Consider the following 15220-nt stretch of genomic DNA (forward strand, 5'->3'; position numbering starts at 1 on the left):
CGGAGCGCAAGATGGTGATGGAGCCTTACAATCCGCCGCAGGATCCCTGGCTGGTCATTCTGTATCAGGATGAACACATTATGGTGGTCAACAAGCCCAGCGGCCTGTTGTCCGTGCCGGGGCGTCTGGACGAGCACAAAGACAGCGTGATGACGCGCATTCAGCGCGATTATCCGCAGGCGGAGTCTGTCCATCGCCTGGATATGGCCACCAGCGGCGTGATTGTGGTAGCGCTGAACAAAGCGGCGGAACGCGAGTTAAAGCGCCAGTTCCGCGAGCGCGAGCCGAAAAAGCAGTATGTCGCCCGCGTCTGGGGCCACCCCGCGCAGGCGGAAGGCCTGGTGGATTTACCGCTGATCTGCGACTGGCCGAACCGGCCTAAGCAGAAGGTGTGTTACGAAACCGGCAAGGCCGCGCAGACCGAGTACGAAGTGCTGGAGTACGCTCCGGATAATACCGCGCGCGTCCTGCTTAAGCCGATTACCGGACGTTCGCACCAGCTGCGCGTGCATATGCTCGCCCTGGGTCATCCGATTCTGGGCGACCGCTTCTACGCGCCGCCTGAAGCGCTGGCCTTAGCGCCACGTCTGCAGCTCCATGCGCAGACGCTCACCATCACCCATCCGGCCTTCGGTAACGCGATGACGTTTAAAGCCCCGGTGGACTTCTAAAAAAAAGCCCGACATCGTCGGGCTTTTTTTATTTGAAACCTTTCTTCTCTTTAATGAGCTCGTACGCCTTCTGGATTTCCTGCGCTTTTTGCTTCGCCATCTCCATCATTTCTGGCGGTAAGCCTTTCGCGACCAGTTTGTCCGGATGGTGTTCACTCATGAGCTTGCGATAGGCACGTTTAATCGTGGTCTGATCGTCAGAGGGCTTAACGCCAAGCACGTTACAGGCGTCTTCCAGCGTCGGACCACGCTGCGCCTGCTGCCAGGCACCGCCGGACGACTGCTGATGATAGCCACCGCCAAACTGCGCCCCGCCCTGCATCATGCGCAGGAACTGATCGAACTGCATACGGGAGATGCCCAGCTCTTCCGCAATGACGTACAGCACGTCACGTTCGTTAGGGTGAAGTGAGCCGTCTGCGAAGGCCGCCTGGATTTGAATTTCCAGAAACATCCGAATTAAATCAAAACGTCCAAAGCAGATGCTGCGGAACTGACGCATTTTTTCGCGAAGCGGATAATTATCCGACTTACCGATGCGAAACGCATTTTGCGCTGCCAGACGGGAGTCGCCGTGCAGGTTCATGCGATCCATAAAAACGCTGGCAATCTGAATATCGGCTTCTGTGACACGCCCTTTGGATTTGGTTAAGTGCCCCATGACCTCAAAGGTGGTGGAGAAAAAGAGTGACTGACGCTCGCGCTGATTGGCAAACCAGGCCATTTTGCGGCTGCGCGCCTTATCAAACATATGGCCGATAATAAGCCCAAGCACAATTCCCCAGAACCCGGCACCCATGATGATGGCGAACGCAACGCCGATTATTTTACCCCAATACTGCATATACTCCCCGGATAGTCATATTCCTGGCCGACGCAACGTCATCATCACTGTGTTCAAGTCACGGTCAATTGAAGGACATCGCCTATAATTTGCTTTATCATACTCGTCATTCGATAGCGAGCCTAACACTCTGGCACGCAAACGGGCAGGATTAACGCTGGTACTGCGCAGATGAGTAAGATAGTCTCTGAGCGTTTGTAAGCCGTAGCCACTGATGACGGAACAATAAAATACAACGTATGAAAAAACGTATCCCCACCCTCCTGGCCACAATGATTGGCTCCGCCCTGTACAGTCAACAGGGGCTGGCGGCCGATCTCGCCTCGCAGTGTATGCTTGGCGTCCCAAGTTATAATCGCCCACTGGTGAGTGGCGATACAAATAGCTTGCCGGTAACCATTACTGCCGACAGTTCGAAAGGGACTTACCCTGACAATGCCACGTTTACGGGCAATGTCGATATTAACCAGGGCAATAGCCGCCTGCAGGCAGACGAAGTGCAGCTGCACCAGAAGCAGCCGGAAGATGCGGCCGAGCCGGTACGAACGGTGGATGCGCTGGGTAATGTGCACTATGACGACAATCAGGTCATCCTGAAAGGTCCGAAAGCCTGGTCAAACCTGAATACTAAAGATACTAACGTCTGGAAAGGTGATTACCAGATGGTGGGTCGCCAGGGGCGCGGCGACGCTGACCTGATGAAACAGCGCGGTGAAAACCGCTATACGATCCTGGAAAACGGTACGTTCACATCATGTCTGCCGGGTTCAAATACCTGGAGCGTGGTCGGGAGCGAGGTTATCCATGACCGCGAAGAACAGGTCGCAGAGATCTGGAACGCCCGCTTTAAGCTGGGTCCAGTACCCATATTCTACAGCCCTTATCTGCAGCTTCCCGTCGGTGACAAACGTCGCTCCGGTTTCCTGATCCCGAATGCCAAGTACAGCACGTCGAACTACTTTGAGTTCTATCTGCCGTATTACTGGAACATCGCGCCAAACATGGATGCGACGATCACGCCGCACTATATCCACAAGCGCGGCAACATCATGTGGGAAAACGAGTTCCGCTATCTGACCCACGCCGGTGCGGGTCTGATGGAGCTGGATTATCTGCCGTCCGATAAAGTCTTCCAGGACGAGCATCCGACCGAAGGCGACAAGCACCGCTGGTTATTCTACTGGCAGCATGCCGGGGTAATGGATCAGGTATGGCGCTTTAATGTTGACTACACCAAAGTTAGCGATTCGTCTTATTTTAATGACTTCTCGTCCAAATACGGCTCAAGTACCGATGGCTATGCCACGCAGAAATTCAGCGTAGGCTATGCGGTACAGAACTTTGACGCAACCGTCTCGACCAAGCAATTCCAGGTATTTTCTGACCAGTCCACGCCTACATATGGGGCAGAGCCACAGCTGGACGTTAACTGGTATCAGAATGACGTGGGTCCATTCGACACCCGGGTTTACGCTCAGGCGGTACATTTCGTTAACACGGATTCGGACATGCCTGAAGCGACGCGTGTTCACCTTGAGCCGACGATCAATCTGCCGTGGTCTAACGACTGGGCGAGCCTGAATACCGAAGCCAAGCTGATGGCGACTCACTATCAGCAAAAAAATATCGATAATTACAATGCCAGTAGAAATGCCAACCTTGAGGAGTCGGTCAACCGAACGCTTCCGCAGTTCAAAATGGACGGGAAGCTGATCTTCGAACGTGATATGGCTCTGCTGGCGGATGGTTATACCCAAACGCTTGAACCGCGTATGCAGTATTTGTACGTGCCATACCGCGACCAGAGCAAAATCCAGAACTACGACTCCTCTTTACTGCAGTCTGACTACAGCGGCCTGTTCCGTGACCGTACTTACGGCGGTCTTGACCGCATCGCGTCTGCTAACCAGTTAACGACCGGCGTCACAACACGTGTTTATGATGATGCTGCCGTTGAACGTTTTAACGTTTCTGTTGGTCAAATCTACTATTTCACCGAGTCACGCACCGGTGATGACAACATTAACTGGGAGAAAGATAACAAAACGGGATCGCTGGTCTGGGCGGGAGATACTTACTGGCGTATGACCGATCGTTGGGGTCTGCGCGGTGGTGTGCAATATGACACTCGCCTCGATAATATTGCCACAAGTAGTGCGGCTATTGAGTACCGTCGCGATGAAGACCGTATGGTGCAGTTGACTTATCGTTACGCCAGCCCGGAATATATTCAGGCAACATTGCCATCATATGCTGGTGCAGAACAGTATAAAGACGGTATCTCGCAGGTGGGTGGCGCAGCGAGTTGGCCGATCGCCGACCGCTGGTCAATCGTAGGCGCATACTACTTCGACACTAACGCCAATAAACCTGCTGACCAGATGGTGGGTCTGCAATATAACTCCTGCTGTTACGCGCTGCGTGTCGGCTACGAACGCAAGCTTAACGGCTGGGATACTCAAAACAATCAGAGCAAATACGATAACGTGATTGGCTTTAACTTCGAGTTACGCGGCCTGAGTTCCAACTACGGTCTGGGTACGCAGAAAATGCTGCGCTCGAATATTCTGCCGTACAGTAGCGCCTTGTAATGTGCTTGATTTGCAACGTAATCCGCTTTGCGATTAATTGAAATGGAAAAAGTATGAAGAACTGGAAAACGCTGCTGCTCGGTGTCGCTATGGTTGCGAATACCAGCTTCGCGGCCCCCCAGGTTGTTGATAAAGTCGCTGCTGTGGTTAACAACGGCGTCGTGCTTGAAAGTGACGTTGACGGTCTGATGAAATCGGTGAAGCTCAATTCGGGCGAAGCCGGTCAACAGCTTCCGGATGACGCCACGTTGCGCCACCAGATCCTGGAGCGTCTGATCATGGATCAGATCGTTCTGCAGATGGGGCAGAAAATGGGTGTGAAGGTCACTGACGAGCAGCTCGATCAGGCGATCGCTAACATCGCGAAGCAGAACAATATGTCTTTAGACCAGATGCGCAGCCGCCTGGCCTATGACGGCATCAGCTACGCTACCTACCGTAACCAGATCCGTAAAGAGATGCTGATTTCGGAAGTGCGTAACAACGAAGTGCGTCGCCGCGTTACCATCCTGCCTCAGGAAGTCGACGCGCTGGCAAAACAGGTGGGTAACCAGAACGATGCGAGCACAGAGCTGAACCTGAGCCACATTCTGATCCCACTGCCAGAGAACCCAACGTCCGATCAGGCTGCGGAAGCCGAAAGCCAGGCGCGTTCTATTGTTGAACAGGCGCGTAACGGCGGCGACTTTGGCAAGCTGGCAATCACCTACTCCGCTGACCAACAGGCGCTGAAAGGCGGCCAGATGGGCTGGGGCCGTATTCAGGAGCTGCCATCCATCTTTGCCCAGGCGCTGAGCACGGCGAAGAAAGGGGATATCGTCGGTCCTATCCGTTCAGGCGTGGGCTTCCACATTCTGAAGGTGAACGATCTGCGCGGCCAGAGCCAAAATATCTCCGTCACCGAAGTTCACGCTCGCCACATTCTTCTGAAACCGTCACCGATCATGACTGACGATCAGGCGCGTGTGAAGCTGGAACAGATCGCAGCTGACATTAAGAGCGGTAAAACCTCATTTGCGAAAGCAGCAAAAGAGCTCTCTCAGGATCCAGGCTCTGCTAACCAGGGCGGCGATCTGGGCTGGGCGGCTGCGGATATCTACGATCCTGCCTTCCGCGATGCGTTGATGAAGCTGAACAAAGGCCAGATCAGCGCGCCGGTCCACTCTTCATTCGGCTGGCATTTGATCGAGCTGATGGACATCCGTAACGTTGATAAAACGGATGCGGCACAGAAAGACAGAGCCTACCGTATGCTGTTTAACCGTAAGTTCTCTGAAGAAGCAGCAACCTGGATGCAGGAACAACGCGCCAGCGCTTACGTGAAAGTTCTGAGCAACTAATGAAACAGCATCGTGTTGTTATCACGCCCGGCGAACCCGCCGGGATTGGGCCTGACCTCGTTGTCCAGCTCGCCCAGCGCAGCTGGCCGGTAGAACTGGTTGTCTGCGCCGATGCAACACTGTTACAAGACCGGGCAACGCTGCTCGGTCTGCCTTTAACGCTCATCCCTTACGTTGAAGGCCAACAGCCTGCACCCCAGCAAGCCGGTACGCTCACCCTTCTTTCAGTTCCCCTTCGTACGCTGGTCATCCCGGGCCAGCTCAGCACGGAAAACGGTCACTATGTCGTTGAAACCCTTGCGCGCGCCTGCGACGGTTGCCTGAAGGGCGAATTTGCCGCCCTTATTACCGGCCCCGTCCACAAAGGCGTCATCAACGAAGCGGGTATACCCTTTACCGGGCATACGGAATTCTTCGAAGAGCGCTCGCACAGCCCGAAAGTGGTGATGATGCTGGCGACGGAGGAGATGCGCGTTGCGCTGGTGACCACCCATCTGCCGATCAAAGCCATTCCTGACGCGATCACCCCTGAACTCCTGCGCGAGATCATCGGGATTTTGCATCACGATCTGCAGACAAAGTTTGGGATCCCGCAGCCGCACGTGCTGGTCTGCGGCCTGAATCCGCACGCCGGTGAAGGCGGGCACATGGGCACCGAAGAGATCGACACCATCATTCCGGTACTCAACGAAATGCGGGCGAAGGGGATGAACCTCAGCGGGCCGCTGCCTGCAGATACCCTTTTCCAGCCGAAATACCTGGATAATGCCGACGCCGTGCTCGCGATGTACCACGATCAGGGCCTGCCCGTGCTAAAATACCAGGGCTTTGGCCGCGGGGTGAATATCACCCTCGGTTTACCCTTTATTCGAACGTCCGTTGACCACGGTACTGCGCTGGATCTGGCAGGCCAGGGGAAAGCGGATGTCGGCAGTTTTATTACGGCGCTTAATCTCGCCATCAAAATGATTGTTAATACTCAATGACTAATCGAGTCCATCAGGGCCACTTAGCCCGTAAACGTTTCGGGCAAAACTTCCTTAACGATCAGTTCGTGATCGAAAGCATTGTCTCGGCTATTAATCCGCAAAAAGGTCAGGCGATGGTCGAAATCGGCCCGGGCCTTGCCGCGCTGACCGAGCCGGTAGGCGAACGCCTCGACGAGCTGACCGTCATCGAACTGGACCGCGATCTGGCCGCACGCCTGCAAACGCACCCGTTCCTCGGGCCGAAGCTGACCATCTATCAGCAGGACGCCATGACCATGAACTTTGGCGAGCTGTCCGAAAAAATGGGCCAGCCGCTGCGCGTCTTCGGCAACCTGCCGTACAACATCTCCACGCCGCTCATGTTCCACCTCTTTAGCTATACTGATGCCATTACCGACATGCACTTCATGTTGCAAAAAGAGGTTGTTAACCGTCTGGTTGCAGGCCCGAACAGTAAAGCGTATGGTCGTTTAAGCGTGATGGCACAGTATTACTGCAACGTGATCCCGGTACTCGAAGTACCGCCGTCAGCGTTCACACCACCACCAAAAGTGGATTCAGCGGTTGTGCGCCTCGTGCCGCACAAGACGAAACCGTATCCGGTTAAAGATCTGCGCGTACTGAGCCGCATTACCACAGAAGCCTTTAACCAGCGCCGTAAAACGATCCGTAACAGCCTGAGCAATTCGTTTACCGTTGAGGTGTTAGCCGAGCTGGGGATCGACCCGGCAATGCGTGCAGAGAACATTTCCGTAGAGCAGTACTGCAAGCTGGCTAATTACATCAGCGATAATGCGCCGCCGAAGGAGAGTTAAGCCATGATTGATTCGCCCCGCGTATGTGTCCATGTACAAAGCGTCTATGTTGAATCACAGTCCTCACCGGACGAAGAACGTTTTGTTTTCGCTTACACCGTGACCATTCGCAATCTGGGGCGGATGCCCGTGCAGTTGCGCGGGCGCTACTGGCTTATCACTAACGGCAATGGCCGCGAAATTGAAGTTCAGGGCGAAGGTGTGGTTGGTGAACAGCCCCACATCGCTCCTGGCGAAGAGTACCAGTACACCAGCGGCGCGGTGATTGAAACGCCGATGGGTACTATGCAAGGCCATTATGAAATGGTCGACGTCGATGGCAATGATTTCCGCGTTGCCATTCCTGTGTTCCGTCTCGCCGTAACCACACTCATTCATTAATCTAATGTCTACATATCTGATTGGCGACGTTCACGGTTGCTACGATGAACTGATCGCATTGTTAAAACAGGTCGACTTTACGCCAGGACAGGACACGCTCTGGCTGACGGGCGATTTAGTCGCGCGTGGCCCCGGCTCCCTTGAAGTATTACGTTTCGTCAAATCGCTGGGCGACAGCGTCCGCATGGTGCTGGGCAATCACGATCTGCATCTGCTGGCGGTTTTCGCCGGGATCAGCCGCAACAAACCTAAAGATCGCCTCACCCCACTGCTGGATGCGCCGGACGCAGACGATCTGATTAACTGGCTGCGCCGTCAGCCCCTGCTGCAGATCGACGAAGAGAAAAAGCTGGTCATGGCGCATGCCGGGATCACGCCACAATGGGATCTTGAGACGGCGAAAACCTGCGCGCGTGACGTTGAGGCGGTGCTGGCGAGCGACTCGTATCCTTTCTTCCTCGATGCCATGTACGGCGATATGCCGAACCACTGGAGCGAGGATCTCAGCGGTCTGGCCCGTCTGCGCTTTATCACCAACGCGTTCACCCGCATGCGCTTCTGCTTCCCGAACGGACAGCTGGACATGTATTCCAAAGAGACGCCGGAAAGCGCGCCCGCTCCGCTGAAACCGTGGTTTGCCATTCCGGGACCGGTGACCAGCGAGTACAGCGTGGTATTTGGTCACTGGGCTGCGCTGGAAGGAAAAGGAACACCGGAAGGGATTTACGGTCTGGATACCGGATGCTGCTGGGGCGGAGAGTTAACCTGCTTACGCTGGGAAGATAAAGCTTACTTTGTGCAGCCGTCCAACCGACAGCTGGACTTAGGAGAAAGTGAGGCCGTTGCCTCCTGATACGCTATTCCCTCTCCCGGCCGGGAGAGGGAAAATCACTTAACGACGTTCCAGAATCTCGAAGCAGTAGCTGTGGGAGTTCTGTGCATCCGCGTCGTGGAATTCGCTGAATACCGATTCCCACTCGTCCGGATCGTAGTCCGGGAAATGGGTATCCCCTTCCACTTCTGCATCAATGTGGGTCAGATACAGCTTTTGCGCTTTTGGCAGGAACTGCTCGTACACGCGCCCACCGCCAATCACCATGATCTCTTCGGCATTGCCGCATGCAGCAATCGCCTCGTCTACTGATTTTACCCATTCGACGCGATCGTCAGTGCCCGGCTGGCTGCTGATAACGATATTCTTACGGCCCGGCAATGGACGACCAATCGACTCCCAGGTCAGGCGGCCCATCACTACCGGCTTGTTTAACGTAGTACGTTTAAACCATGCGAGATCGGCAGGCAGGTTCCACGGCATGGCATTTTCCATACCGATAACGCGGTCCACCGCCAGCGCTGCAATCAGACTGATCATTGAAAATTTCCCGGATGCAAAAAATTGCCGCCACTATACGGAAAGCTTAATCTTTCGTCGACTGGCGGCAGGGTAAAGATAAAGAAATTTTTTAATATTGCTGGCAACTCCACTTCACGCGGAAGGTTTACTCTCGGGCTCGTCAGCCGGATCGCCGGTATGCTTGCCCTCTTCCGTGCCCTGCCAGCCATGGCGCTGGATCAGCGACAGGTGGTTACGGTCCTCGTTAATGATTTCCGTCAGCATCGCGCTGGTGCGTTTGAACACCGCCGCGCGCTCGGTGGCCGTATTGCCGGCCATCGCCGCCATCTCTTCAACCATCTCGGTATTAAAGCGGCGGAACAGGTCTGCACGCTCACGCGCTTCATACGCCCCGAGCCCCAGGTTTTCCAGCGCCACTCGGCCAGACTTCAGCGCACCTTCGAACGTTTCACGTTCAGGCGCCTCTACGCCAGCCTGTCGCAGCCGGATGTAGTGATCCACATCGCGCGCGCGGGAGATAATAGTCAGCGCCGGGAAATGCTCTTTTACCAGCTCCACCATTTGCATGCTGGTTTCCGGATCGTCAATGGCGTTAATTAACACCTCGGCTTTTGCCGCCCCGGCGGATTCCAGCAGATCGACGCGGGTCGCATCCCCGTAAAACACCTTCATATCAAATTTACGCAGGGTATCGACATGGTCGGGATCGTGATCGAGGATGACCATTTTCACCCCGCTCGACAGCAGTAAACGACCCACGATCTGCCCGTAGCGGCCAAATCCGGCGATGATGACGCGCGGCTGCTCCTCGTCGATCTCGTCGGCCTCGCGCTCCTGCTCGCTGCCCGATTTTTCCAGGCGCGTCAGCACCACCAGCAGCACCGGCGTCGCCGCCATCGACAGTGCCACCGCCAGCGTCAGCGCCTTCGCCCACTCGGGATCGAGCACGTTTGCCATCTGCGCGGCGCCAAAGACCACGAACGCAAATTCACTCCCCTGCCCCAGCAGCACGGCGAACCAGCGGCGCTGCCTGCCCGGCACGTTCAGTGGGCGAGCAATCAGCCACAGCATCACCATTTTAATGACCAGGAAGCCGACGAGCAGGATGACGATCCGCAGCGGGTGCGTCACCAGCGTGCCGAAGTCGACGGACATCCCGACGCCGATGAAAAACAGCCCCAGCAGCAGTCCTTTGAACGGCTCGATATCGCTTTCCAGCGCGTGACGGTATTCAGAGCTCGCCAGCAGAACGCCTGCGAGGAACGCCCCCATCGCCATCGACAGCCCGGCCTCCTCCAGCAGCAGACCGAAGCCAAACACCAGGAACAGCGCTACGGCGCTGAACACTTCGCGCAGGCCAGAGCGGGCGACAAACCGCAGCAGCGGGCGGGTCACGTAGCGGCCAAGGAGCACCACCAGCGCCAGCGCGCCCGCCACCTTCAGCGCCGACAGCGCGAAAGCGCCCAGCGTGGTAGAAGAGCCGCTGGCCGCCAGCAGCGGGATCATCGCCACCAGCGGGATAGCGGCAATGTCCTGGAACAGCAGCACCGAGAACGCGCTGCGTCCCATCTGGGAGACCGTCAGATTTCGCTCGTTCATCGCCTGCATGGCAATCGCCGTCGAGGAGAGCGCCAGCGTCATGCCGATGAGCTCTGCCACCTTCCAGTCCATCCCCAGCAGAATACAGAAGCCGCCCAGCAGCAGGCCGCAGGCCACCATCTGCAGCGCGCCGCCGCCAAATACCGAGGCGCGAAGCTTCCACAGCCGCTGCGGGTCGAGCTCCAGGCCAATCACAAACAGCATCAGCACCACGCCGATTTCAGCGAAATGGAGAATCGCCTCGGCATCCGTGACCAGCCGAAAGCCCCACGGCCCAATGACGCAGCCCGCAATCAGGTAGCCGAGCACCGAGCCCAGCCCCAGGCGTACCGCCACGGGCACAATCAGCGCCGCCGCGCCGAGGTAAATCAGCGCCTGTATCAGCGTATGGCTATCCATGGTGCGTCTCCTGCCACTCAAGTAAGCGTTGTTTATAATGGCGAGCCTGCGCCTGCAGCGTTTCATCGTCGCAAACAAACGTGCAGTGCATCGCAAAAGGCGGGAGCCAGTTCAGACCGCAATAGAGCGCAGTCGCCTGCAGCGGCTGAGCCAGAACGTCAAAACCCGGGAAGGAACCGATATCAAAATGGCTTTCACCGCCGCCGGTGGTGACCGCCCACATCAGGCTTTTTCCTTTTAGCGCATTGCCGTTGTGGCCATACGCCCAGCCGTGGGAGAAGACTTTATCAATCCACAGCTTCAGGAGCGGGGGCGTGCTGTACCACTGCATGGGGTGCTGCCAGATAATCAGATCGGCACGGGAGAGCGCCTCCTGTTCGGCGGCGATATCGATATTAAAATCGGGATAAAGTTGATAGAGGGAACGTATCTCTACGTTATCAAGCGTCCTTACCTGCTCAAGCATCCGCTTATTCGCATGCGAGTGCTGCGGATAAGGATGGGCATAAATTATCAGAATCATTGATTAGCCTGTTGTTACTGCTTTCTTTTAACAAAAGAGTGTAGTCAGTAATTCAACAGGCTAATAGTGAATATTATTGACGGGCTTACGTCAGAATTCTGAATTAGTTATCCAGCTCGCCCATGGATTTCACCTGGTCACGGTTGATCTGCTCGGTTTGACCGGTTTCGGCGTTTTTATACGACACCAGACCGGTATCGTCATCTACCTGCGGTTTGCCGTCGGTGACAATGGTTTTGCCATCGGTGGTTTTTACGGCCTGATTAGACGAACAGCCCGCAACGGTGAACATTGTCGTGGCAGCCAGAACGGAAGCGATCAGTAATTTATTTTGCATGGTGTTTTCCCCTGCTCTCAGTTGAATTTCGTTATCGACCTAACCATTTTAGGCTAACTGACTGAAAGCGGATGAAAAACCAGAAGGTTCTGAAGATGGGAGAATGCCCGGCAACCGAACGGCACCGGGCATTTTTACTTACTTGCTAATCTGCGCGTGCATTTCCTGAACCGAAATCACCTTCTCGGTGGCATCCGCGTTCAGCGCCATGGCCGTCGCGAAACCGCCGTTCAGGGTGGTGTCGTAGTGCACTTTGTACTGCAGCGCGCTGCGGCGAATCAGCTTGGAGTCTTCAATCGCCTGGCGGCCTGCGGTGGTGTTGATGATGTAGGTGTACTCGCCATTCTTGATACGGTCCTGAATGTGCGGACGACCTTCATGCACCTTGTTCACCAGACGCGGGTTGATGCCGGCTTCGCCCAGCACAATCGCCGTACCGTGGGTTGCGTCCAGCTCGAAGCCCTGTTTCAGCAGCTTGGCGGCCAGGTCAACCACGCGCTCTTTGTCGCCTTCGCGAACGGAGAGCAGCGCACGGCCTGATTTTCTCATGGTGGAGCTACTGCCCAGCTGCGCCTTCGCGAACGCTTCGGCGAAGGTGCGGCCCACGCCCATCACTTCCCCGGTAGAGCGCATTTCTGGCCCTAACAGCGGGTCAACGCCCGGGAATTTGTTGAACGGCAGCACCACTTCTTTCACCGAGTAGTACGGTGGAATGATCTCTTTGGTCACGCCCTGCTGCGCCAGCGTCTGGCCCGCCATCACGCGCGCCGCCACTTTCGCCAGCGGTACGCCGGTGGCTTTGGAGACGAACGGTACGGTACGTGCCGCACGCGGGTTCACTTCAATCAGGTAGACTTCGTTGTCTTTCACCGCGAACTGGACGTTCATCAGGCCGCGAACCTGCAGCTCGAAGGCCAGCTTCTGCACCTGCTGGCGCATCACGTCCTGAATCTCCTGGCTCAGCGTGTACGCCGGCAGAGAACAGGCGGAGTCGCCGGAGTGCACGCCAGCCTGCTCGATGTGCTCCATGATGCCGCCAATCAGCACCATTTCGCCGTCGCAGATGGCGTCCACATCCACTTCCACCGCGTCGTCGAGGAAGCGGTCGAGCAGCACTGGCGCATCGTTCGACACGCTCACAGCGGTCTGGAAGTAGCGGCGCAGGTCGGCTTCGTCATACACGATTTCCATCGCGCGGCCGCCCAGCACGTACGAAGGACGCACCACCAGCGGGTAGCCAATCTCTTTCGCCTTCTCAACGGCCATTTCAATGGCGGTGACGGTGGCGTTCGCCGGCTGTTTCAGCTTCAGACGGTCAACCGCCTGCTGGAAACGCTCGCGGTCTTCAGCACGGTCAATCGCGTCCGGGCTGGTGCCGATAACCGGCACGCCTGCTGCTTCCAGCGCGCGCGCCAGCTTCAGCGGGGTCTGGCCGCCGTACTGCACGATAACGCCTTTTGGCTTCTCGATGCGCACGATTTCCAGCACGTCTTCCAGGGTAACCGGCTCGAAGTAGAGGCGGTCAGAGGTGTCATAGTCGGTAGAGACGGTTTCCGGGTTACAGTTCACCATGATGGTCTCGTAACCGTCTTCGCGCAGCGCCAGCGAGGCGTGTACGCAGCAGTAGTCGAACTCGATGCCCTGGCCGATACGGTTTGGACCGCCGCCCAGCACCATAATCTTGTCGCGGTCGACGGACGGGTTCGCTTCGCACTCGTCTTCATAGGTGGAGTACATGTAGGCGGTGTCGGTCGAGAATTCAGCCGCACAGGTGTCCACGCGCTTGTAGACCGGGTGCAGGTCATACTGGTCGCGCAGCTTGCGGATTTCCGCTTCACGCACGCCCGCCAGCTTAGCCAGACGCGCATCGGCGAAGCCTTTACGCTTCAGCACGCGGAGGAAATCAGCGTCCAGGCCGGTGATGCCCAGCTCCGCGACCTGCTCTTCCAGACGCACCAGCTCTTCAATCTGCACCAGGAACCAGCGGTCGATGTTGGTCAGGTTGAACACGCCGTCGACGGACAGGCCCGCACGGAAGGCATCGGCGATGTACCAGATACGCTCAGCGCCCGCGTCTTTCAGCTCGCGGCGAATTTTGGTCAGCGCTTCCGGGTCGTCCAGGCTCACTTTCGGGTCGAAGCCAGTCGCGCCCACTTCGAGGCCGCGCAGCGCTTTCTGCAGGGATTCCTGCTGCGTGCGGCCAATCGCCATCACTTCACCGACAGACTTCATCTGGGTGGTCAGACGGTCGTTCGCGCCTGCGAACTTCTCGAAGTTGAAGCGTGGAATTTTGGTGACAACGTAGTCGATGGACGGCTCGAAGGACGCAGGCGTGCGGCCACCGGTGATGTCGTTCATCAGCTCGTCGAGGGTGTAACCCACCGCCAGCTTCGCCGCCACTTTCGCAATCGGGAAGCCGGTCGCTTTAGAGGCCAGCGCGGAGGAACGGGACACGCGCGGGTTCATTTCGATAACAATCAGACGGCCGGTTTTCGGGTTCACCGAGAACTGCACGTTAGAACCGCCGGTTTCCACGCCGATTTCACGCAGTACCGCCATCGAGGCGTTACGCATGATTTGATACTCTTTGTCGGTCAGGGTCTGGGCTGGCGCAACGGTGATGGAGTCGCCGGTGTGGATACCCATCGCATCGAAGTTTTCGATGGAGCAGACGATGATGCAGTTGTCGTTTTTATCACGCACCACTTCCATCTCGTACTCTTTCCAGCCAATCAGCGATTCATCAATCAGCAGCTCTTTGGTTGGGGAGAGATCCAGACCGCGTTCGCAAATCTCTTCGAACTCTTCGCGGTTGTAGGCGATACCGCCGCCGGTGCCGCCCATGGTGAACGATGGACGGATGATGCACGGATAGCCCACGTCAGCCGCGACGGCCAGCGCTTCTTCCATGTTATGTGCGATACCGGAACGCGCGGTGTCGAGGCCGATTTTCTTCATCGCCACGTCGAAGCGGCGACGGTCTTCTGCTTTATCAATCGCGTCGGCGGTCGCACCAATCATGGTCACGCCGAACTCTTCCAGCACGCCCTGACGCTCCAGCTCCAGCGCACAGTTCAGCGCCGTCTGGCCGCCCATGGTTGGCAGCACCGCGTCCGGACGCTCTTTCTCGATGATTTTACGCACCACCTCCCAGTGAATCGGCTCGATGTAGGTTGCATCGGCCATTTCCGGGTCGGTCATGATGGTTGCCGGGTTAGAGTTTACCAGGATTACGCGGTAACCCTCTTCGCGCAGGGCTTTACACGCCTGCGCGCCGGAGTAGTCGAATTCGCAGGCCTGGCCGATGACGATCGGGCCAGCGCCAAGGATCAGGATGCTTTTTATGTCTGTACGTTTTGGCATTGTCTTCTCGGCTC

The 15220-nt window shown here is 56.6% G+C and carries 13 protein-coding genes; 7 read left to right on the forward strand and 6 right to left on the reverse strand.

The window, feature by feature from the left end:
* The first annotated feature begins 11 nt into the window (after positions 1-11).
* Complete coding sequence (gene rluA, locus AC1VYI_RS21110; protein ID WP_008502014.1) at positions 12-671, forward strand: bifunctional tRNA pseudouridine(32) synthase/23S rRNA pseudouridine(746) synthase RluA; 660 nt, start codon at positions 12-14, stop codon at positions 669-671.
* 28 nt (positions 672-699) lie between these two features.
* Here rluA and djlA read toward each other — a convergent pair whose 3' ends face one another.
* Entirely contained in the window at positions 700-1515 is an 816-nt protein-coding gene (gene djlA / locus AC1VYI_RS21115) for a co-chaperone DjlA (RefSeq protein WP_023310366.1), read from the reverse strand.
* Between the two features lie 239 nt (positions 1516-1754).
* Here djlA and lptD point away from each other — a divergent pair, with 239 nt between their 5' ends.
* Genes lptD through apaH form a run of 6 tightly spaced genes read left to right on the forward strand, consistent with a single transcriptional unit; the run spans position 1755 to position 8484 of the window.
* Positions 1755-4106, forward strand: a complete 2352-nt coding sequence (gene lptD, locus AC1VYI_RS21120; RefSeq protein ID WP_226483424.1) for an LPS assembly protein LptD — start codon at positions 1755-1757, stop codon at positions 4104-4106.
* A 53-nt stretch (positions 4107-4159) separates the two neighbouring features.
* Entirely contained in the window at positions 4160-5446 is a 1287-nt protein-coding gene (gene surA / locus AC1VYI_RS21125) for a peptidylprolyl isomerase SurA (RefSeq protein WP_134866815.1), read from the forward strand.
* A complete protein-coding gene (pdxA, locus tag AC1VYI_RS21130; RefSeq protein WP_134866816.1) occupies positions 5446-6432 on the forward strand; it encodes a 4-hydroxythreonine-4-phosphate dehydrogenase PdxA in 987 nt (328 codons plus the stop codon). The genes surA and pdxA overlap by 1 nt, the downstream gene beginning before the upstream one ends.
* On the forward strand, positions 6429-7250 hold the full coding sequence (gene rsmA / locus AC1VYI_RS21135) for a 16S rRNA (adenine(1518)-N(6)/adenine(1519)-N(6))-dimethyltransferase RsmA (RefSeq protein WP_134866817.1): 822 nt from the start codon (positions 6429-6431) through the stop codon (positions 7248-7250). Before pdxA ends, rsmA begins: the two co-directional genes overlap by 4 nt.
* 3 nt (positions 7251-7253) lie before the next feature.
* Positions 7254-7631, forward strand: coding sequence for a Co2+/Mg2+ efflux protein ApaG (apaG, locus tag AC1VYI_RS21140; RefSeq protein ID WP_023310361.1), 378 nt, complete (start codon positions 7254-7256; stop codon positions 7629-7631).
* Between the two features lie 4 nt (positions 7632-7635).
* Positions 7636-8484: a bis(5'-nucleosyl)-tetraphosphatase (symmetrical) ApaH gene (gene apaH / locus AC1VYI_RS21145; RefSeq protein ID WP_023310360.1), complete on the forward strand. Its 849-nt coding sequence runs from the start codon at positions 7636-7638 to the stop codon at positions 8482-8484.
* Between the two features lie 39 nt (positions 8485-8523).
* Here the strand turns inward: apaH and folA are convergent, their stop codons facing one another.
* From folA to carB, 5 genes are all read right to left on the reverse strand, one after another.
* Entirely contained in the window at positions 8524-9003 is a 480-nt protein-coding gene (folA, locus tag AC1VYI_RS21150; protein ID WP_008502023.1) for a type 3 dihydrofolate reductase, read from the reverse strand.
* Positions 9004-9117: 114 nt separating this feature from the next.
* Positions 9118-10983 (reverse strand): glutathione-regulated potassium-efflux system protein KefC, encoded by a 1866-nt coding sequence (gene kefC, locus AC1VYI_RS21155; RefSeq protein ID WP_482882694.1) that lies wholly within the window; start codon positions 10981-10983, stop codon positions 9118-9120.
* Positions 10976-11506: a glutathione-regulated potassium-efflux system oxidoreductase KefF gene (gene kefF, locus AC1VYI_RS21160; RefSeq protein ID WP_023310358.1), complete on the reverse strand. Its 531-nt coding sequence runs from the start codon at positions 11504-11506 to the stop codon at positions 10976-10978. The genes kefC and kefF overlap by 8 nt, the downstream gene beginning before the upstream one ends.
* Before the next feature lie 103 nt (positions 11507-11609).
* On the reverse strand, positions 11610-11843 hold the full coding sequence (locus AC1VYI_RS21165) for a YgdI/YgdR family lipoprotein (RefSeq protein ID WP_023310357.1): 234 nt from the start codon (positions 11841-11843) through the stop codon (positions 11610-11612).
* A gap of 138 nt (positions 11844-11981) precedes the next feature.
* A complete protein-coding gene (gene carB, locus AC1VYI_RS21170) occupies positions 11982-15206 on the reverse strand; it encodes a carbamoyl-phosphate synthase large subunit (RefSeq protein WP_023310356.1) in 3225 nt (1074 codons plus the stop codon).
* Positions 15207-15220: the final 14 nt, after the last annotated feature.

Source organism: Enterobacter sp. QK-SA4, assembly GCF_056856775.1.